Annotated in this window: 19 protein-coding genes and 1 pseudogene; 9 read left to right on the top strand and 11 right to left on the bottom strand. The window is 72.3% G+C overall.

The genetic code is table 11. The annotated features are described in order from the left end of the window. Positions 1-148 precede the first annotated feature (148 nt). Positions 149-640 (bottom strand): hypothetical protein, encoded by a 492-nt coding sequence (locus NV263_RS21105; RefSeq protein WP_263248285.1) that lies wholly within the window; start codon positions 638-640, stop codon positions 149-151. Between NV263_RS21105 and NV263_RS21100 the strand changes: the two genes are divergently transcribed. From NV263_RS21100 to NV263_RS21090, 3 genes are all read left to right on the top strand, one after another. Then, on the top strand, positions 639-2,009 hold the full coding sequence (locus NV263_RS21100; RefSeq protein WP_263248283.1) for a helix-turn-helix domain-containing protein: 1,371 nt from the start codon (positions 639-641) through the stop codon (positions 2,007-2,009). The genes NV263_RS21105 and NV263_RS21100 overlap by 2 nt on opposite strands. A gap of 12 nt (positions 2,010-2,021) precedes the next feature. Continuing rightward, positions 2,022-2,213 carry a DUF397 domain-containing protein gene (locus NV263_RS21095; protein WP_263248280.1) on the top strand — a complete coding sequence of 64 codons (192 nt, stop codon included), beginning with the start codon at positions 2,022-2,024 and terminating at the stop codon, positions 2,211-2,213. 230 nt (positions 2,214-2,443) lie between these two features. Then, positions 2,444-3,253 (top strand): siderophore-interacting protein, encoded by an 810-nt coding sequence (locus tag NV263_RS21090; protein WP_263248278.1) that lies wholly within the window; start codon positions 2,444-2,446, stop codon positions 3,251-3,253. A gap of 122 nt (positions 3,254-3,375) precedes the next feature. On the opposite strand, the gene NV263_RS21085 is transcribed toward NV263_RS21090, so the two are convergent. Together NV263_RS21085 and NV263_RS21080 are read right to left on the bottom strand one after the other, a co-directional pair. After that, positions 3,376-4,134, bottom strand: a complete 759-nt coding sequence (locus NV263_RS21085; protein WP_263248277.1) for a metallophosphoesterase family protein — start codon at positions 4,132-4,134, stop codon at positions 3,376-3,378. Further along, positions 4,131-4,934 carry a BON domain-containing protein gene (locus NV263_RS21080; RefSeq protein WP_263248275.1) on the bottom strand — a complete coding sequence of 268 codons (804 nt, stop codon included), beginning with the start codon at positions 4,932-4,934 and terminating at the stop codon, positions 4,131-4,133. Before NV263_RS21080 ends, NV263_RS21085 begins: the two co-directional genes overlap by 4 nt. 118 nt (positions 4,935-5,052) lie before the next feature. Here NV263_RS21080 and NV263_RS21075 point away from each other — a divergent pair, with 118 nt between their 5' ends. After that, positions 5,053-5,616 carry a hemerythrin domain-containing protein gene (locus NV263_RS21075; protein WP_263248274.1) on the top strand — a complete coding sequence of 188 codons (564 nt, stop codon included), beginning with the start codon at positions 5,053-5,055 and terminating at the stop codon, positions 5,614-5,616. A 1-nt stretch (position 5,617) separates the two neighbouring features. Here the strand turns inward: NV263_RS21075 and NV263_RS21070 are convergent, their stop codons facing one another. After that, on the bottom strand, positions 5,618-6,112 hold the full coding sequence (locus tag NV263_RS21070; protein ID WP_263248273.1) for a hypothetical protein: 495 nt from the start codon (positions 6,110-6,112) through the stop codon (positions 5,618-5,620). A gap of 194 nt (positions 6,113-6,306) precedes the next feature. Here NV263_RS21070 and NV263_RS21065 point away from each other — a divergent pair, with 194 nt between their 5' ends. Further along, positions 6,307-7,314, top strand: coding sequence for an SDR family oxidoreductase (locus NV263_RS21065; protein WP_263248272.1), 1,008 nt, complete (start codon positions 6,307-6,309; stop codon positions 7,312-7,314). Between the two features lie 399 nt (positions 7,315-7,713). On the opposite strand, the gene NV263_RS21060 is transcribed toward NV263_RS21065, so the two are convergent. Continuing rightward, on the bottom strand, positions 7,714-8,580 hold the full coding sequence (locus tag NV263_RS21060; protein WP_263248270.1) for a helix-turn-helix domain-containing protein: 867 nt from the start codon (positions 8,578-8,580) through the stop codon (positions 7,714-7,716). Between the two features lie 89 nt (positions 8,581-8,669). Between NV263_RS21060 and NV263_RS21055 the strand changes: the two genes are divergently transcribed. Beyond that, a complete protein-coding gene (locus tag NV263_RS21055) occupies positions 8,670-9,719 on the top strand; it encodes an NAD(P)-dependent alcohol dehydrogenase (protein ID WP_263248269.1) in 1,050 nt (349 codons plus the stop codon). A gap of 61 nt (positions 9,720-9,780) precedes the next feature. On the opposite strand, the gene NV263_RS21050 is transcribed toward NV263_RS21055, so the two are convergent. Then, positions 9,781-10,221 (bottom strand): hypothetical protein, encoded by a 441-nt coding sequence (locus NV263_RS21050; RefSeq protein WP_263248268.1) that lies wholly within the window; start codon positions 10,219-10,221, stop codon positions 9,781-9,783. Positions 10,222-10,477: 256 nt separating this feature from the next. Here NV263_RS21050 and NV263_RS21045 point away from each other — a divergent pair, with 256 nt between their 5' ends. Further along, entirely contained in the window at positions 10,478-11,059 is a 582-nt protein-coding gene (locus NV263_RS21045; RefSeq protein ID WP_263248266.1) for a 3,4-dihydroxy-2-butanone-4-phosphate synthase, read from the top strand. Between the two features lie 197 nt (positions 11,060-11,256). On the opposite strand, the gene NV263_RS21040 is transcribed toward NV263_RS21045, so the two are convergent. The 3 genes from NV263_RS21040 to NV263_RS21030 form a co-directional block, all read right to left on the bottom strand. Continuing rightward, complete coding sequence (locus NV263_RS21040) at positions 11,257-11,934, bottom strand: VC0807 family protein (RefSeq protein ID WP_263248264.1); 678 nt, start codon at positions 11,932-11,934, stop codon at positions 11,257-11,259. Continuing rightward, positions 11,931-12,536 (bottom strand): TetR/AcrR family transcriptional regulator, encoded by a 606-nt coding sequence (locus NV263_RS21035; RefSeq protein ID WP_263248262.1) that lies wholly within the window; start codon positions 12,534-12,536, stop codon positions 11,931-11,933. Before NV263_RS21035 ends, NV263_RS21040 begins: the two co-directional genes overlap by 4 nt. 163 nt (positions 12,537-12,699) lie before the next feature. Beyond that, positions 12,700-13,194 carry a hypothetical protein gene (locus NV263_RS21030; protein ID WP_263254470.1) on the bottom strand — a complete coding sequence of 165 codons (495 nt, stop codon included), beginning with the start codon at positions 13,192-13,194 and terminating at the stop codon, positions 12,700-12,702. A gap of 71 nt (positions 13,195-13,265) precedes the next feature. Between NV263_RS21030 and NV263_RS21025 the strand changes: the two genes are divergently transcribed. Next, complete coding sequence (locus NV263_RS21025; protein ID WP_263254468.1) at positions 13,266-13,412, top strand: hypothetical protein; 147 nt, start codon at positions 13,266-13,268, stop codon at positions 13,410-13,412. Here NV263_RS21025 and NV263_RS21020 read toward each other — a convergent pair. After that, positions 13,343-14,098, bottom strand: a pseudogene (locus NV263_RS21020) (purine-cytosine permease family protein); the annotation flags it as partial. The gene NV263_RS21025 and the pseudogene NV263_RS21020 overlap by 70 nt on opposite strands. A gap of 391 nt (positions 14,099-14,489) precedes the next feature. Between NV263_RS21020 and NV263_RS21015 the strand changes: the two are divergent. After that, positions 14,490-15,611: a permease gene (locus NV263_RS21015; RefSeq protein ID WP_263248260.1), complete on the top strand. Its 1,122-nt coding sequence runs from the start codon at positions 14,490-14,492 to the stop codon at positions 15,609-15,611. A 581-nt stretch (positions 15,612-16,192) separates the two neighbouring features. Here NV263_RS21015 and NV263_RS21010 read toward each other — a convergent pair. Then, a complete protein-coding gene (locus NV263_RS21010; RefSeq protein ID WP_263248258.1) occupies positions 16,193-17,410 on the bottom strand; it encodes a lipase family protein in 1,218 nt (405 codons plus the stop codon). Positions 17,411-17,443 lie beyond the last annotated feature (33 nt).

The raw sequence follows: 17,443 nt of genomic DNA, 5'->3' as shown, positions 1-17,443 counted from the left end.
GAACCCCGCCGATCAGCAGCGGATCCGTGCTCCAGACGTGGACGTGGTCGCTGCGGAGTGGACCACGGGCGGGATCTCCTGCGTCGTCTCGACGGAGAGATGCACGTGCCTGGTCATGGAACGCCTTTCGGTCGTGGCGACGTGGACGTCATCGACGCATCTGGTCGACGAGGTCCCGGGTGGTGGTCTGGATCTGCGCGGACAGCGAGCCGAGGAACGTCGCGAGGGTCAACAGGTCCTCGGGTGAGGCGTCGCCGCTGTCGACGGCTGTTCGGGTGTTCTCCAGGTGCGTGCGCGCGGCGACCAGCAGCAGGGAGATCTTCGTGTCCTGGCGCACCCGAGCGGGGAAGGAGGTGGGCGGCCGGGCCGGGCGCGGCGTCCTGGCGACGACGGTGAAAAGGCAGATGACGCAAGGAGGTCCGGCCTCCACCAGATCGCCGCGGGCGGCCTTGCCCGGTTCCGCGCACCACTCGACGTCCGCCGCGTCGAACCGCGTCGGGCACCACGAGCGCAACGACCCGTCCTCGGCCACCTCCCGCAGGTAGTGCGTGAGCCGCACCGCCCGCCGGACCCTGTCGGCCCGGAGGCGGAAGCACCGCGTCCGCGCGGTGGGGGCGGGGCCGTCGTCAGGATGTTCCATGGTCCTCCTCTTCCTGTCCGGATCGCCGCTGGACAGGTCGAACGGTATTGAGGGGCCGCGAGGAACACCCCAACGTTTTGTTGGGTCATTCTTTTGGGGCGGTTCGTATCCTGGGGACATGCGTATTGGGGACGACGCGACGGTAGGCGAACGAATTGCCTATTACCGCCGTCGGCGCGGCTACAGCCAGGCAGTTCTGTCAGGCTTGCTCGGGCGCTCCGAGGAATGGTTGTCGCAGATCGAACGGGGCGCCCGCGATCTGGACAGATTGTCGGTGATTCGCCAGGTGGCGGACGCGCTCAGGATCGAACCCACCAAGCTGCTCCCCGGCCCTTTCCATGCGACGCCGCGACAGACCGCGAACGGCACGGTCGGGACCGCGCCCGACGCGGTGCCCGCGATCGAGACGGCCATGCTGCGGTACGACGGGATGGCCTCGCTTGTCGGCGTTCCCGAGCGTGACGTGGTCGACCTGGAGGATCTGCGACGGCGGATTTCGGTCGCCTACGTCTGCTCCCAGACCGAGCAGTGGTCCCGCATGGCGCCCCTGGTGCCCGACATGATCGCCGACAGCTACCACGCGGTGCGGCAGGCGGACGACGACGCGGCCCTGCGGCGGGCCAGGAGCCTGGAGGCGCTGGTCTACCGAGTCACCAGCGGAATGCTCGACAGACTGGGGGAGTCGCGACTGCCCTGGGTCGCAGCGGAGCGGTCGATGGCGGCGGCCGAGCAGACCGACGATCCGCTGCTCATCGCCGGTGGCGCGTGGCGGCTGGCCGTCGTGCTCCGCCACGCCGGACGGATCAGCGAATCGACGGAGGTGCCCATCGCGGCCGCGGACGCGTTGCGGGCGCGCGACCGCAACGCCACCCCCGGACACCTGAGCGTCTACGGGTCGCTGATGCTCAAAGGCGCCGTCGGCGCCGCGACGTCGAACGACCACGCCACTGCCCAGGACTGCTTGCGCGAGGTGGACAGGACCGCCGAACGCCTCGGCGAGGACCGCAATGACTTCTGGCTGGCGTTCGGACCGACCAACGTGGCGATCCACCGCGTGTGGCTGGCGCTGGAGATGGGCGATCCGGGCCGGGCCGTCGACCTGGCGGACTCGGTGCCGCTGGACCGCCTTCCCGCCGAACTCGCCGAACGGCGAGTTTCCCACCTGATCACGGTCGCGTGGGCGCGCTACCTGCGACGCGACTACCGGGAGGCGCTGGACTCCCTGCGGGACGCCCGGGAATGCGCCCCTGAACAGCTGCTGTTCACCGGACGCGTCCACGCGATGCTGCGCGGGATGCTCCAACGCGAACGGCGGTCGGTCAAGAGAGATCTCCGAGAACTCGCCGATTTCGTCGGCGTCGTTGCCTGAGCGGAGGTACGGATGGAGTACGAGTTCCGGAAGAGTAGTTACAGCGGCGGGGCCAGCGGCGCGTGCGTCGAGGTCGCCTTGAACGTTCCTCGGGTGCGTGCGGTGCGTGATTCGAAGGATCCGGAAGGCGCGTTACTGGTGTTCGAGTCGTCGCGGTTCCGCGGCTTCGTGGCGGCGGTGAAGGCGGGCGCGTTCGACGCGTAGCAGACGGTCGCGGTGCACCGGCCAGCGCTGCCGGTGCACTCGCCTTCTGGCGCTCCGGAATCCGTGCCGTGCACTGTCCACAGTGGTCGAAATGGAGAGCGTCGACGACCGGCTCGGAGGCAGCCGGGTTCCGGGCGGGTGCACCCATCGCGGGGCTGGACCGGACCGACCTGTGACGCGGACCGGATGATTAGGTTAGCCTGGGCTGTGTCTGTGGAGAGGAGCAGTGCATGGCTGACAAGGCTCGACCGGTCGTCCGGCTGCGGGTCCTGCGCACCGAGCGGTTGACGCCGCACATGATCCGGATCGTCGCGGGAGGCGACGGGATCGCCGACTTCCGGCCGAACGAGTTCACCGACGCCTACGTGAAAGTGCTGTTCCCGCAACCGGGAGTGCGCTACCCGGAACCGCTCGACATGGGAGTCATCCGCGCCGAACTGCCCCGCGACCAGTGGCCCGCGATGCGCAGCTACACGGTGCGGTGCTTCGACGCGCAGGCGGGCGAGCTGACGCTGGACTTCGTGCACCACGGCGACGCCGGGCTGGCCGGTCCGTGGGCGGCCCGCGCCGAACCGGGCGACGAGCTGCTGCTGACCGGTCCCGGCGGGGCGTACGCGCCCGGCACCGAGGCCGACTGGCACCTGCTGGTCGGGGACGAGAGCGCGCTGCCCGCGATCGCGGCGTCCCTGGAGGTGATGCCGACCGGCGTCCCGGTGCACGCCTTCGTCGAGGTCGCCGACCCGACCGAGGAGCAGCCGCTGGTGACCAAGGCGGACGCCCGGGTCCGCTGGCTGCACCGCTCGGCGGGCCACGACGTGGTCGCCGCCGTCCGCGACCTGGAGTTCCCGCCCGGCACCGTGCAGGCGTTCGTGCACGGCGAAGCCGGATTCGTCCGCCAGCTGCGCACCCACCTGCTCCAGGAGCGCGGTGTGCGCCGCGACATGCTGTCGATCTCGGGGTACTGGCGGCGCGGCCGCACCGACGAGCAGTGGCGTGCCGAGAAGGCCGCCGAACGCGCCGCCGAACAAGCCGCGCGGTGACCGCCGCGTGCACCTCGGTGGACAACGGAGTGGACATACATCAGAAGGGGCTTCCGCAGTCGAGACGGCCGCTGAGGTTCCGCCACCGGCACCGCCACCCAAAAAGAGTTCGAAGCTCAGCCTCAGGACACCGCTTCCCGTTCGGCGGCGCCGACCGCGCTGTCCGAACCGGTACCGAGCCGGTACACCTTGAACGGCACGCCCAGCACGTGGTGCGCCACGTTGCGCACCGGGACGCCACCCGCCGTCCTGCCGCGTTCGCTGCCGTAGTGGGCGTGCCCGTGCAGCGCGAGATCCGCGCGCCCCCCGTCGACCGCCTCGGCCAGCAGCCGGGAGCCCAGGAACGGGAAGATCTCCCGCGGTTCCCCGGTCAGCGTCTCGGCCACGGGGGAGTAGTGCGTCAGCGCCACCCGGTAGGTGGTGTCCAGCGAGTGCAGGGCGCTCTCCAGGCGCGCGGCGGAATCCTTGGCGTGGTCGACGAAATCGCGCATCACGCGTTCGCCGAACGAGCTGCCGCAGTTGTCGGTGAAACCGCCGCCGAAGCCCTTCACCCCGGCCACGCCGAGGGTGTGCGGGCCGATGTCGAACACGGCGGTGTCGCCGTCGAGCACGCCGATCCCGGCGTCGCGCAGGATGCCGGTCACCTCCGGCACCCGGTCCGAGTGGTGGTCGTGGTTGCCCAGCACCGCCACCACCGGCACCGCAAGGTCGCCGAACTCCGCGGCGACCGAACGCGCCTCGGCCGGGGAGCCGTGGTTGGTCAGGTCGCCCGCGAGCAGCAGCACGTCGGCCAGGTCCGGCAGGTCCCGCAGGGCGGGGCGGAACCGCCCGTGGTCGCCCTGCCCCAGGTGCACGTCGCCCACGGCCGCCACGCGGATCACGACACGTCCTCCTGGCCGGGGGCGTTCGCCGTCCCGACGACGCGGATGTCGTCGCGCACCCGGTGGTCGGCGGAGTGCTCCGCGGCGACCCCGGCGACCTCGGCGTGCTGGCGTTCGCTGGTGACCACGCCGCGCAGGTGCACCTCGCCGCCGCGGGCCTCCACCTCCACGCCCAGCTCGGCGGTGCGCGGGTCCTGGGCCAGCACCCGGGCCAGCCGTTCGGCGACGTACTCCGACCGGTCGGTGACGGACACGGTCACCCTCCTCTCCACGGGCGCCACCGCGAGCCGTTCGCACAGCGACAGGAACGCCGCCGCGTACGGCGAGCCCCCGGTGGCGCGGTCCACTTCCGCCCAGTCGACCTGTTCGCGCAGCGCACGCGCCCACTGCAACGGTTCGGCCAGGTCGCACCGGTGCGGTCCGAGCACGAGCAGCTTGTCGGTGAGCAGGTAGGTCGCGGGCATCACCGGAACGCTCGTCGGGCCGACCCGCACCCGGTCCGCGCGCGCCAGGGTAGCCCCGTCCACCGGCCGCTCGTTGGGCCGGAAGATCACGTCGACGAGCCAGTCGCCGTCGTAGACCTTGGTCAACCAGCTCTCCTCCGGATCCACCGGACGCATCCCGAACATCCGGTGCAAAGCCTGCACCGCCGATTCGGCCTCGGTCGACGGCACCAGCACGTCGATGTCGTGGTCGGAGGGCGGGCCGCCCCGGGCGTAGACGGCGCAGCCGCCGGTCAGCGCGAACGCCACCGAGGCGTCGTCGAGCGCGCGCACCACCCGGGTGAGCGTTCGCAGCATCGCAGTCGGCTCCTGCACGCCCGTGAGCTACCCGCCGCCGCGGTCGCGCATGCCCCGGGTTTGGCCGCGCGGGCGGGCGGGAACGCGGGACGGACGGGCCCGACGAGGAGGAGGGACCATGACCACGCAGCAGCACGGCGATCTCGTCGACGTCCTGGTCGCCGACCACCGGCAGGTGGACCAGGCGTTCACCGACTACGAGCGGGGCGGGATGTCCGACCGGCAGCGCCGCGACCTCGTCGACCACATCATCACCGAACTCGTGCGGCACTCGGTGGCCGAGGAGCAGTACCTCTACCCGGCGGCGCGGGAGATCCTGCCGGACGGCGACGAGATCGCCGACCACGAGATCGCCGAGCACGCCGAGGCCGAACGGCTGATGAAGGAGCTGGAGGGCCTGGACCCCGCCGACCCGGCGTTCGACCGCCTGACCCGCGAGCTCATCGACGACATCCGCCACCACGTCGCCGACGAGGAGAACGACCTGTTCCCGCGCCTGCGGCAGCTCTGCGACGCCGATCAGCTGCGCGATCTCGGTGCGAAGATCGCCATGGCCAAGGAGTCCGCACCGACCCGGCCGCACCCCGCGGGCCCGGACCGGCCGCCGGCGAACATGTTGCTGGACCCCGGGATCGGGCTGATCGACCGGATGCGCGACGCGCTGTCCGGTCGGAGCCGGTGAGTCAGGACGCCGACGCGGTGGTGCGGTCGAGCAGCGCGAGGAGCCCGTCGCGGTGCAGGTCCGCGACCGGGGACAGCAGGTCCGGGTGCCGCAGCAGCACCCCGGCGTCGCGCTCGCGGTGGCCGGGGTCGGTGAGACGGCCGAAGGCGGATTCGGGTTCGTCCAGCGCGGCCACCGCGCGGACGGCCAGCGCCGGGTCGGCGAGCAGGCAGCACGCCCAGCTGGCCAGCACCTCGTCCACCCACTCGCGCCAGATCTCGTCGGGCTCGCAGGCGCCCGCCAGCTCGTCCAGGCGCCCGGCACCGCCCGGTCCGGTCAGCTCCAGCAGCTCGACGTCCAGTGGGGTGGGGTAGCGCAAACCGGCGGCGACGTCGACGGCCTGGCGCGCCTGGACCTCCGCGAGGGCGCGGCTGAACGAGCCGCCGGTGGACGGGAAGGCGGTGACCAACCAGCGCGCGGTCGCCGCGACGACGCGCTGCGGATTCGCGGTGGGCACGTGGGAACTCCGGTCTCGGCTGCGATGCACCGCCGGTGACGGTAACGACTCGTGGCGCACCGGTGACGGGCTGGTGACCAACCGCACATCCCTTCCGCCACAACGGCGAACTCCCGCCACGCGGGTCCACAGTGGTGTGTTTGCGGTCCGCGCGGCGCGGGAAACCGCCGATCACGGCCGGGAAGGGGGCACGGGTGCGCGAGTCCGGAGTTGTCGTGGTGACCGGCGCGAGCGCCGGGATCGGGCGCGCGGTGGCGCGCGAGTACGGTCGGCGCGGCTGTCGCGTCGCGCTGCTGGCGCGCGGGCGGCGCGGGCTGGACGGCGCCGCCGAGGACGTCCGGCTGGCCGGGGGCACGCCGCTGGCGGTCCCGGTGGACGTGGCGCGCTCGGAGGAGGTCTTCGCCGCAGCGCAGCGCGTCGAGGACGAGCTGGGGCCGATCGACGTGTGGGTCAACGACGCGTTCACCTCGGTGTTCGCGCCGTTCCACGAGATCGGGCCCGAGGAGTTCCGGCGTGTCACCGAGGTCACCTACCTCGGCTTCGTGCACGGCACGATGGCGGCGCTGCGGCACATGCGGCCCCGGGACCGCGGTGCGATCGTGCAGGTCGGTTCGGCGTTGGCCTACCGGGGGATCCCGCTGCAGTCGGCCTACTGCGGCGCCAAGCACGCGATCCAGGGCTTCCACGAGTCCCTGCGGTGCGAACTGCTGCACGAGCGCAGCGGGGTGCGGACCACGATGGTCCAGCTGCCCGCGGTGAACACGCCCCAGTTCTCCTGGGTGCGCTCGCGGTTGCGGGACCACCCGCAGCCGGTTCCGCCGATCTTCCAACCCGAGGTCGCCGCCCGCGCCATCGTGCACGCCGGGGACCACCCGCGTCGCCGGGAGTACTGGGTGGGCGCCAGCACGGTCAAGACGCTGCTGGCCAACGCGGTGGCCCCCGGCCTGCTGGACCGCTACCTCGCCAGCAACGGCTACGCCGCCCAGCAGAACGCGTCCGTGCACGACCCGCACCGGGCGGACAACCTGTGGGCACCGGCCGACTCGGACGGGTACGACTACGGCGCGCACGGCGTCTTCGACGCCCGGTCCCGCCCGCGCAGCGCCCAACTGTGGCCGTCCCAGCACCACGCCGCGCTCGCGGCGGGTGTGCTCGCCGCCTGCGGCGCGCTCGGCGCCCGGCGGCTGCTGCGGTCGCGGTGAGGTGCGGATTCGGCTCCGCGCTGCTGGTCCGGTGGTTCCGGTGGTTCCGGAGCCCTCGGCGGCTCCGGCCGTTCGGGTTCGGGGACCTCCGGTTCGTCCGGGGCCTTCGGTCCACCGGGCGGTTCGGGCGTGGCGGGTCGCTCCGGTTCGTCCGGAGTGGACGGTTGTTCCGGTGGTTCGGCGGGCGGCGGCTCACCTCGCCGCTCGGCGTGCGCGTCTGGCATTCGTTCCTCCCGGTGACGTCGGTCCTCGACGTCCTCGGGCTACCCGCGCACGATCGGTGCCACGCCCGCGCCGGGCATCCCCGCAACGCCGCGACGGGCATCCGCCACCGGGCCGGAACCCCGTGGACATCGCCGTCGATGTCCATTGTGGTCCCCCGCACCGCCGGGCCGGGCGCTACACGGCTTCGGCCGCGCTGTTCCACCGGTCCGCCTGCGCCGCGTCGGCGGACGCCAGCAGCCGCAGCGCGTCGGCGGAGGGGGAGCCGGGCTCGGCGTGGTAGGCGATCAGCCGCTGCTCGGGGTCGGTCGGCAGGTGCAGCGTCTCGTAGCCGAGGGTGAACTCGCCGACCAGCGGGTGGTGCAGCCGCTTGCGGCCGTGGCCCTTGTCGTTGACGTCGTGCGCCGCCCACAGCCGGCGGAAGTCCTCGCTGGCCTGCGACAGCTCGTCCACCAGGTCCGCCAGGTGCGGGTCGTCGGGGTAGCGGCCCACGTCGAGGCGCAGGTACCCGACGACGTCGGCGGCCTTGGCCTCCCAGTCGACGTAGCGGGTGCGGGAGACCGGGTCGCGGAACACCAGGCGGGCGAGGTTGCGCTGCTTGCGGGTCAGTTCGGCGAAGTCGCCGAACAGCGCGCAGGCGAGCCGGTTCCAGCCGATCACGTCCAGCCGGCGCCCGAGCACCACGGTCGGGTTGTTGTCCATGGTGTCCAGCAGTTGTTGCAGCTCGGGCCGCACCCGCTGCGCGGGCGCCGACCGGCGGCGCCGGTGCACCGGTCGGACGAGGTTGCGCAGGTGGTCGCGTTCGGCCTCGTTGAGGCGCAGCGCGTTGGAGATCGCGTCGAGCACGGCGCCCGAGACGTTGTGGCCGTGACCTTGCTCAAGTCGTGTGTAGTACGCCACGCTCACACCGGCCAGCTGGGCCAGTTCTTCCCGCCGCAGGCCGGGAACGCGGCGCCGCCCGAGCTGGGGCAGGCCGACGTCCTCGGGCCGCAGCCGGGCACGACGGGTGCGCAGGAACTCGCTCAGCTCGGTGCGCTGGTCCATGCGAGGGTGCTTCTCCCAGTAGTAGGAACACGTTTCGTACGTTCGACGTCCGCTGGTTGCGCTCCCCGGGCCCCGGCACGCTCGGAACCATGACGCACACGATCGCCGCCTACGCCGCGCCGTCGCCGAAGGCGCCGCTCGAACCGACCACGGTTCCGCGCCGGGAGCTCGGCGAGCACGACATCCTCATCGACATCAAGTTCGCCGGCATCTGCCACTCCGACATCCACCAGGTCAACGCCGAGTGGGGCGTGGGTACGTTCCCGATGGTGCCCGGGCACGAGATCGCCGGGGTGGTCGCGGAGGTCGGTTCCAGTGTGACTCGCTACGCCGTCGGCGACCGCGTGGGGGTCGGCTGCTTCGTCGATTCCTGCCGGGAGTGCGCGAACTGCCGCGCCGGGCTGGAGCAGTACTGCACCGGCGAACCGGGCACCGTCATGACCTACAACAGCTTCGGACGTGACGGGAATCCCACCTACGGCGGCTACGCCAAGCAGATCGTGGTGGACCAGAACTACGCGCTGCGCATCCCCGACGGCATTCCGCTGGACACCGCGGCCCCGCTGCTGTGCGCGGGCATCACGGTCTACTCGCCGCTGACCCGCTGGGGCGCCGGCCCGGGCAAGAAGGTCGCCGTGGTCGGCCTCGGTGGGCTGGGCCACATGGCCGTCAAGATCGCGCACGCGATGGGCGCCGAGGTCACGGTGCTCAGCCAGTCGCTGCGCAAGAAGGACGACGGGCTGCGCCTGGGCGCCGACGACTACGCGGCCACCTCCGACCCGGCCACCTTCGAGCGGTTCGCGAACACCTTCGACCTGATCGTCAACACCGTCTCCGCCGAGCTGGACATGGGCGCCTACCTGGGATTGCTCAGCACCGGCGGCACGATGGTCCAGGTCGGGCTGCCGGAGCGGCCCGCCGAGCTGCCCCTGGCCGCGCTGATCCACGGGCGCCGCTCGCTGGCCGGGTCGCTCATCGGCGGCATCCCGGAGACCCAGGAGATGCTGGACTTCTGCGCCGCGCACGGCATCGGCGCGGAGATCGAGGTCATCCCCGCGGAGCGGATCAACGAGGCCTACTCGCGAGTGCTGGCCAGCGACGTCCGCTACCGCTTCGTGATCGACACCGCGACGATCTGACCGCACCGGGTCCGGATCGGCTCACCCGGCCGCTCCGGGCCCGCCCGCGCTCGGGCGGTGATCAGCGGCACAGCCCGGGGTCGGTGGCCGGTGTGCCCTTGAGCAACCAGCGGCTGCCGTCCTCGAAGACGGGCCAGGCCGAGCAGGCGGTCTGGTGGCCACCGCGGTAGCCGCGGGCCACCAGGGCGTCACCGACCGTGTCCACGACGACCCGGTCGACCCCGCGCTGCTGCCAGGAGCGCAGGTAGTCGGCGGCGTAGTCGTCCCCGGCGGTGTCATCGTCGAACAGCCGTTTGAAACCGCTCTCGTCGTCCGCCTGCAACGCGGCCCGGACGCCGTCGCGCAGCTCCGCGCGACCGGCCGCGCCGGGGGCGGGCGTCAGCGCGGTCTGGACCGTCACGGCCGTGATCAGGGCCACGATGATGACCAGCAGCAGCACGACGAGCGGTCGGGAGCTCTTCTCCCGGGGGCCGCTCTCGACGGCGCTGCGCTGCCCGGACATGGCGGGTCCTCTCGGTCGGCGGTTCCGCGGAAGTGTATCCCCGCGGCTGTCGCCGTCCGGCGTTCCGGGCGGTGGGAGGGATTGACACCCCCGGCGGGCCTGCCGAGCATGGGCGCGTGATGGTTCCGGCACACCTCACCCGGCGTCGCCACGTGGATCTGCGCCGCGTGGGCAGCCAGGCGTGTCGTCGGTGACGCGACACGCCCCGCTCGTCCCCACCGCGCCCGAATGGTCCACAGTGGACCGTGGAGGAACCGTGCCCGACATCTCCGCTGAGCCCGAGTCCGCCGTGGCGGCCGGACGTCCGGTGGTGGTCGCCGACCGCGCCGGCGGCGGCCTCGTCTTCGCCGCGTCCCGCGCCACCACCGCTCTGATGGCGTTCACCGTCCGCCACAGCTCCGGTTTCGTCTGCGTCGCCCTGCCCGCCCAACGCTGCGACGCGCTGGCCCTCCCACCGATGCACCCGCGGGCCGCGCGCGGCGGTGGCGCCACGTTCTGCGTCGCGGTCGACGCGGTCGATGGCACCACCACGGGCATTTCCGCGTCGGACCGCGCCGCCACCGCGCTGCGCCTCGCCGACCCGCGCGCCGTGCCCGCCGACTTCACGCGCCCCGGGCACGTCGTGCCGGTCGCGGTCCGGCCGTCGGACACCGGTGGGCTCGCGGAGGTGGCCGCCGCGCTCGTCGGCGCCGCGGGCGAGCCACCGGTCGCGGTCTTCGCCCACCTGGTCAGCCCCGCCGACCCCACGCGGATGGCCGACGAAGTGGAGCTCGACGACTTCGCCCGGCACCACGGGCTGCCGCTCGTCGCACCCGCGCGGCCGCTGCCCGCGTCCTGAGCGGTGCGGTCGGCGGGGCGGGTCGGAATGCCACGTACGCCTGCGCTGTCCGCGGATCCTCCGGACAACCATCCACTTCGGACCACCTGATTGTCTTGAGTGGACGGAAGGGGCGGGGTGATCCGGGCGGTGCGGCACCTGCGGAGGTGCTTGCCGCCGCGGGCGAGGTCGATCCCGGCCGCCTTCGGCGGGAACCGCTATCCGGTCGCGATCGGCCTGATTTCCACGCCGTCCCTGCGGAGTCCGTGCCTGCGCAGGTACGCGCGGCCGAAGAACCGCTGCACGGCAAGGCAGCTGGCGAAGGTCACGGCGAACAGGGCACCTTCGAGCAACGGCACGTCGTCCACGGGCAGCGTCGTCGCCAGCACCACGCGCACGACCGCGTCGAGCATCCACGCGACCGCCCACAGCGCGGTGGCCAGCCGCAGGAACCGGCGGAAGGCCGGGTGGAGCTCCCAGTTCCGCTCCCAGATCCGCCGCTGGTGGTCGGAGAAGACCAGCCACCCCGCCTCGTACAGGAACGGTCGGCGGGCGCGGACGCTGCCGAGCAGGAACAGGCCCAGCGCGACGGTCATCCAGGCACCCCGCACGAGCAGCAGTCGCGGGCTGCCGCTGAGCAACGACGTGACCACGGTGAGGACCATGGCGAGCAGGACGAACAGTTGGACCCCGCCGATCCGGCGGTGCGCGGCGAGGTCGCGCACGCCCCGGACCAGCGGCAGCGCGGCCCCGGCCGCCAGTGCCAGGAACTGGTCCGCACCCAGCCACCGCAGCCCGTAGAACAGGACCAGCGGGGTGATCAGATCGGTCAGCAGCACGCGGTTGACGCGGCCGTGCGCGGCGGAGCGCGTCGGCATGGTGGAACCCCCAGTCATGGCGTGGGCTCGCTCCGGGTGGCGAGCGTGAAGGTGGTGACGACCTCGCGGGTGTAGGACTCGACGTCGAAGTCCGGGTCCTCGCGCAGCCGCCGCCCCGCGCTGTCGACGGCGCTGCGGATCAGCACCGCCATCGCGCGGGTGTCGAAGTCGCGGAACTCCCCGGCGGCCTGTCCCTCGGCGAGCTGGTCGGCCAGCGTCCGCACGCTGAAGTCCTGCGCGGTGGTGGAGGTGTGCGGTTCGCCCGCCGCGGTGCGCAGGTGCGGGCCGATCTCGGTGAGCGCGGCGATCCGCTCGGGGTGGTCGCGCAGGAACTCCAGATTGGCCTCCAGGTAGGCGCGCAGCCTCTCCAGGTGGGTCTCGGCGCCGCGCATCCGGTCGACGACGAACTCCCCGCCCGCGGTGCACACCTCGGTGGCGATCTGCTGGACCAGGTCGTCCTTGTCCGCGAAGTGGTAGGAGATCATCCGCGGGCTGCTCAGCCCGGCGCGTTCGGTGATCCGCGCGAACGACGCCTTGGCGTATCCCAGCTCGGCGATCGTCTCGATCGCCGCCGTCACGATCTGCGCCCGCCGCTGCTCGTTGGTGAACGTCCGCTTCATCGCCTCGACCTCGGTTTTTATCTGGACGGATAAAAAATACCACGGCTGAATAAACCAGCGGAGCTCGATCGGGGAGGTCGATGCGCCCGGTTTCTTCAGCGCTGGTTGAAATCAATCCCGGTGGGCCGGTGGAACGCCCGCGATGTCCACGCCGGGCGGTCGGTCACTCGGCGGAGCCCGCGCGGACCGGGTGTGGTCGGCGGTCGGCCGCCGGCTTGCGGGACAGCGACGCGTGCAGCAGTGCGGCGACGGCGAACCCGACGAGGTAGGTGATGTCGCCGAGCCACGGGAACGCGCGGGGGATCGGCCCGGTGTACGGCGACTGGTTGGCGAACAGGGCGACGGAGACGAGCACTCCGACGACGAAGGCGGTGACGCCGGCGGGGTTGCGGTGCCCGGGGTCGTCGAGCAGGTGGTCGGTGCGCGTCCCCCGCCGGAGGCGGTGGTCGACCAGCACGACGCCGAGCCACGGCCCGACCCAGTAGGCGATCACCAGCAGGAAGCTCTCGTAGGCGCGACCCGCGTCGGCCAGCCCCGACCAGGCGAGCGCGAACCCGACCGCGCCGAACCCGACCGCCACCACGGCGCGCCGCCAGCGGAAGGGCAGGCGCAGCCCCAGGCACAGGAACGCCAGCGCCCCCGAGTAGACGTTGAGCACGTTCGCGGCGACCGCGCCGAGGGTGACCGCGAGCAGCGTGGCCGCCGCCAGGAGCGGGGGGGAGCTGGGCGGTGAACGCGGCGGTGGGGTTGTCGGCGGTGCCGGTGGCGACCCTCGTCGCGGCCGCGCCGACCGCCATCAGCAGCGTCGCGGGCACGAACAGACCGAGACCGGCGAACACGCCGACGGCGCGCCGGTTCACCGACCTCGGCAGGTAGCGGGTGTAGTCGGCGGCGAACGGGCTCCACCCTGCGGTGTAGCCGAACGCGGCGCCGACCGCGAGCAGGAACGCTCCGGGCCGTTCGGCGACGGGCGCGGCCCCGGGGTCGGTCCGGCCGAGCACGACCACGGCGACGACCGCGAAGATCGCGGCCAGCACGCCGAAGATGTACTTCTCGTACGACTGGATCAGGTTGTGCCCGAAGAAGGCGATCACGACCTGCGCGAGCACCACGGCGGCCAGGCAGCCGACCACCGGCAGCCCGGTCAGCGCGGACAGCGCGAACGACCCGCTGACGCTGTTGACGGCGAACCACCCGACACCGGCCATCAGCGACATCAGAGCCGCGGGCAGGGCGTTGCCCCGGTGGCCGAACGCGGCCCTGCTGAGCACCATCTGCGGCACGCCGAGGTCCGGGCCGCGCGAGGACAGCACGGCGTGCACGGCGGAGCCGAGGAGGTTCCCGACCGCCATCGCCAGGCACGCCCGCCAGAAGCCGAGGCCGAAACCGGACACCGCGAGCACCCCGATGAAGACGGTGGTGAACTCCAGGTTCGGCGAGGCCCACGTCCAGAACAGCTGGTGCGCGCGGCCGTGCCGGTCCGGGTCGGAGACCGGTTCGACGCCACCCGGTTCCACGGCGACGAGCCGGTCGCCGTAGACCGGGGTGTCGTCGGTGCCCATCGCTCCTCCACCGGTCGGCTGCGGCGGTCGGCGACCACTGTTCCGCCGGGGCGGTTCCGGAACAAGCGAGCGAACGGTGGAATCACCCCGGTAAACGGCCGTCCACAGTGGAGCAATGGGCGTGGTTCCTTTCACCGCGGGGAGAACGCCCACCGGGGCCAGCGCCGGATGCGCCGAGCGTCAGCGCAACCGTTCGGCCGCCCAGTGCGCACGGGCATCGGTTCTTCCAGCGCCGTCGGTTGGTCCGTCGGAACGGGTCTCGGACTTCGACGGTGCCGACCGGCGGAGGTGCTCTCCTCCGCGCGGCCGGGCGCCGGATGATCGTCCGGTCGGCATCGACATTGCCGGGCGTCCCGCAGGTTATGCCTGGAAGTGGCGCGAGGAGGTGGAGATGATCGACGCGGTGTTGCGTGCGCTGGCCATGGCCGGGTCCATGGCGTGGGAGATCCTGTGGGCGCTCGTGCTCGGGTTCGGGTTGTCGGCGGTGGTGCAGGCCGTGGTGCCCAAGGAGGCCGTGGTGCGCCTGCTGGGCGATGACCGGCCGGTCACCCTGGTGACCGCGACGGCGGCCGGGGCGGCGTCCTCGTCGTGCTCCTACGCCGCCGTGGCGCTGGCGCGCTCGCTGTTCCGCAAGGGCGCCGGGTTCACCGCCGCGATCACCTTCGAGGTCGCCTCGACCAACCTGGTCCTCGAACTGGGCGTGCTGCTGGCGCTGCTGCTGGGCTGGCAGTTCACCGCCGCCGAGTTCGTCGGCGGGCCGGTGATGATCGTGCTGCTGGCGGTGCTGTTCCGGCTGGTGCTGAGCCGGCGCGCGGTGGAGCGGGCGCGCGAGCAGGCCGACCGCGGCCTGGCCGGATCGATGGAGGGGCACGCCGCGATGGACATGTCGGTGGGCTGGCGGCGGCTGTTCTCGCCCGAGGCGTTCACCGCCGTCGCGCACGTGTTCGTCATGGAGTGGGCGGCGATCTGGAAGGACCTGGTCGCCGGGCTGCTGATCGCGGGCGCGGTGGGCGCGTGGGTGCCGCACGACGTCTGGCGCGCGCTGTTCCTGACCGACGACCCGCTGCTGGGCGCGGTGTGGGGACCGATCATCGGCCCGGTCGTGGCCGTGCTCAGCTTCGTGTGCTCGATCGGCAACGTGCCGCTCGCGGTCGTGCTGTGGACCGGGGGCATCAGCTTCGGCGGCGTGGTCTCGTTCATCTTCGCCGACCTGATCATCCTGCCGATCCTCAACATCTACCGGAAGTACTACGGAGCCGGGATGGCGGGCTTGCTCGGCGCGTCGCTGTTCGCGACCGCGGTGCTCGCCGGATACGCGGTGGAACTCCTCTTCGGCGCGGCGGGCTGGGTCCCACCGCGCTCCGGCGCGCGGCTGCCCGCGGAGGGCATCAGCTGGAACTACCCGACCTGGCTGAACATCGCCGCGATCGTCGTCGCCGGGGCACTGCTGGCCCGGTTCGTCCGCACCGGTGGACTGCCCATGCTGCGCATGATGGGCGGCGAACCGGGCTGAGCTGAGAGCCTGTCATTGAACTCGTTTTGCGTGGCGGTGCCGGTGGCGGAACCTCAGAGCCTGTCTTCGAACTCCTTTTGCGTAGCGGTGCCGGTGGCGGAACCTCAGCGGCCGTCTCGACTGCGGAAGCCCCTCCTGATGTATGCCAATACACGGCGTCGGGGCTGTCCTCGCGAGACGACCGCTGAGAACCCGCGGCGGTGCCAGCGGCGAGACCACTCACCGAAAGAGAAAGCGGCTACCGCCGCTTGCCACGCGGGTTCCGGACCAAGTTCAAAGACAGGCACTCAGCGGCCCGCCCGTCTCCCGGCCGCCGCCCCCCATGGAGGCGCTGGCGCGCCGCGATCACATCGGCTCCGGGATCCCCTCCTCATGTACCCCTCCGTACACAGCGTCGGGGCTGTCCTCGCGAGACGCCCGCCCGTCACCCGACCACCACCCCCCAAGGAGGCGCTGACGCGCCGCTGTGCTCGTCGGAGAACCCGCGGCGGTGCAAGTGGCGAGACCACTCACCGAAAGAGAAAGCGGCTCCCGCCGCTTGCCACGCCTGTTACGGGAGCAGGTTCGAAGACGGGCTTCCGTCAGAACTTCCCGCAGTTGTCCGGTGGTGCCTGGTCGGCGAAGCGGTTCTGGAGGAAGCCGTACGCCTCGGGGAACGCGGCCAGTGCGGTGGCGACGTGGGTGGGCGAGGGGTAGGCGGAGAACTGCACCGTCGCGCCCTCCTGGCACCAGGATTCGGCCATCCGCCGCCCCTGGTCGAACGGGACGAGGTCGTCGAACCTGCTGTGCGCCACCAGCACCGGTGCGTGCGGGGCGCGCAGTCCGATGGTCTGCTCGGCGACGCGGGAGTGGAACGGTTCCTCGGCGAGGTAGTCCTCCAGCGGGCGGCCGTCCCGGGTGAGGTCCGCGGAGCGCATGAACGCGTACTTGGGGATGTCGGTCACGCACTCGTCGGAGATCTCGTCGAGCAGCCGCTTGCCCCGGTCGTTGAGCACGCGGGGGATGTCCAGGTCGGGGTAGGCCGCGTTCATCCCGGCCAGCGCGAACCCGACCAGGCCGGCCCCGTAGGTGCCGTCCAGCGCCCGCGCGGTCGCGGTGAGGTCGGCCGGTGGTGCCCCGGCGTAGGCGCCCTTGAGGTCCAGTTCGGGTGCGTAGGACCGTTGCAGCTCGGCGGCCGAGGCCGACGCGCCGCCGCCCTGCGAGTACCCGGTGATCGCGACCGGCCCGTGGTCGGGCAGGCCGGCGGCGTCGAGGCGCTGGGCCGCGCGGATCGAGTCCAGCACGGCGTGGCCCTCGGAGACCCGGTTGACGTAGGTGTGCACGCCGGGCGTGCCGAGGCCCTCGTAGTCGGTGACGACCACGCCGTAACCGCGGGCGAGCAGGCCGGAGATGAACGGTCCCTCGTACTCGTTGCCCGCGGCCAGCGCTTTCGACGGGGCGCAGTCGTCGCCCACGCCCTGCGTGCCGACCGCGTACCCGACGATCGGGCGCTCGCCGGTACCGCGCCACGGGGTGCGCGGGGTGAGCACGGTGCCGGTGACGGCCATCGGCCTGCCGTGCGTGTCGGTGCTGCGGTACATGATCCGCTGGGCGTCGGCCGGTGCGCGCAGCGTCCGCGCGGGGTCGAGGAAGAACTCCGTCGGCTCGTGGCGGATGATGTCGCCGTCGGAGCCCGGGGGCAGTGGTGTCGGCGGGTCGTAGAACGAGGTCGGGGCGGCGGAGGCGGTGCTCGGGAGGACCGCGGCGGCGACCGCGACGGCCACCGCGAACACCCGGGCGGGACGGCCGGACAAATGCATCCCGTCTCCTTTGACCAGGAAAGAAAATCCGAC

Origin of the sequence: Saccharopolyspora rosea (assembly GCF_025643595.1) — a bacterium.
GTDB lineage: Bacteria > Actinomycetota > Actinomycetes > Mycobacteriales > Pseudonocardiaceae > Saccharopolyspora > Saccharopolyspora rosea.
The sequence above is the reverse complement of the archived record's forward strand: the minus strand, read 5'-3'. Positions and strand labels throughout refer to the sequence as shown.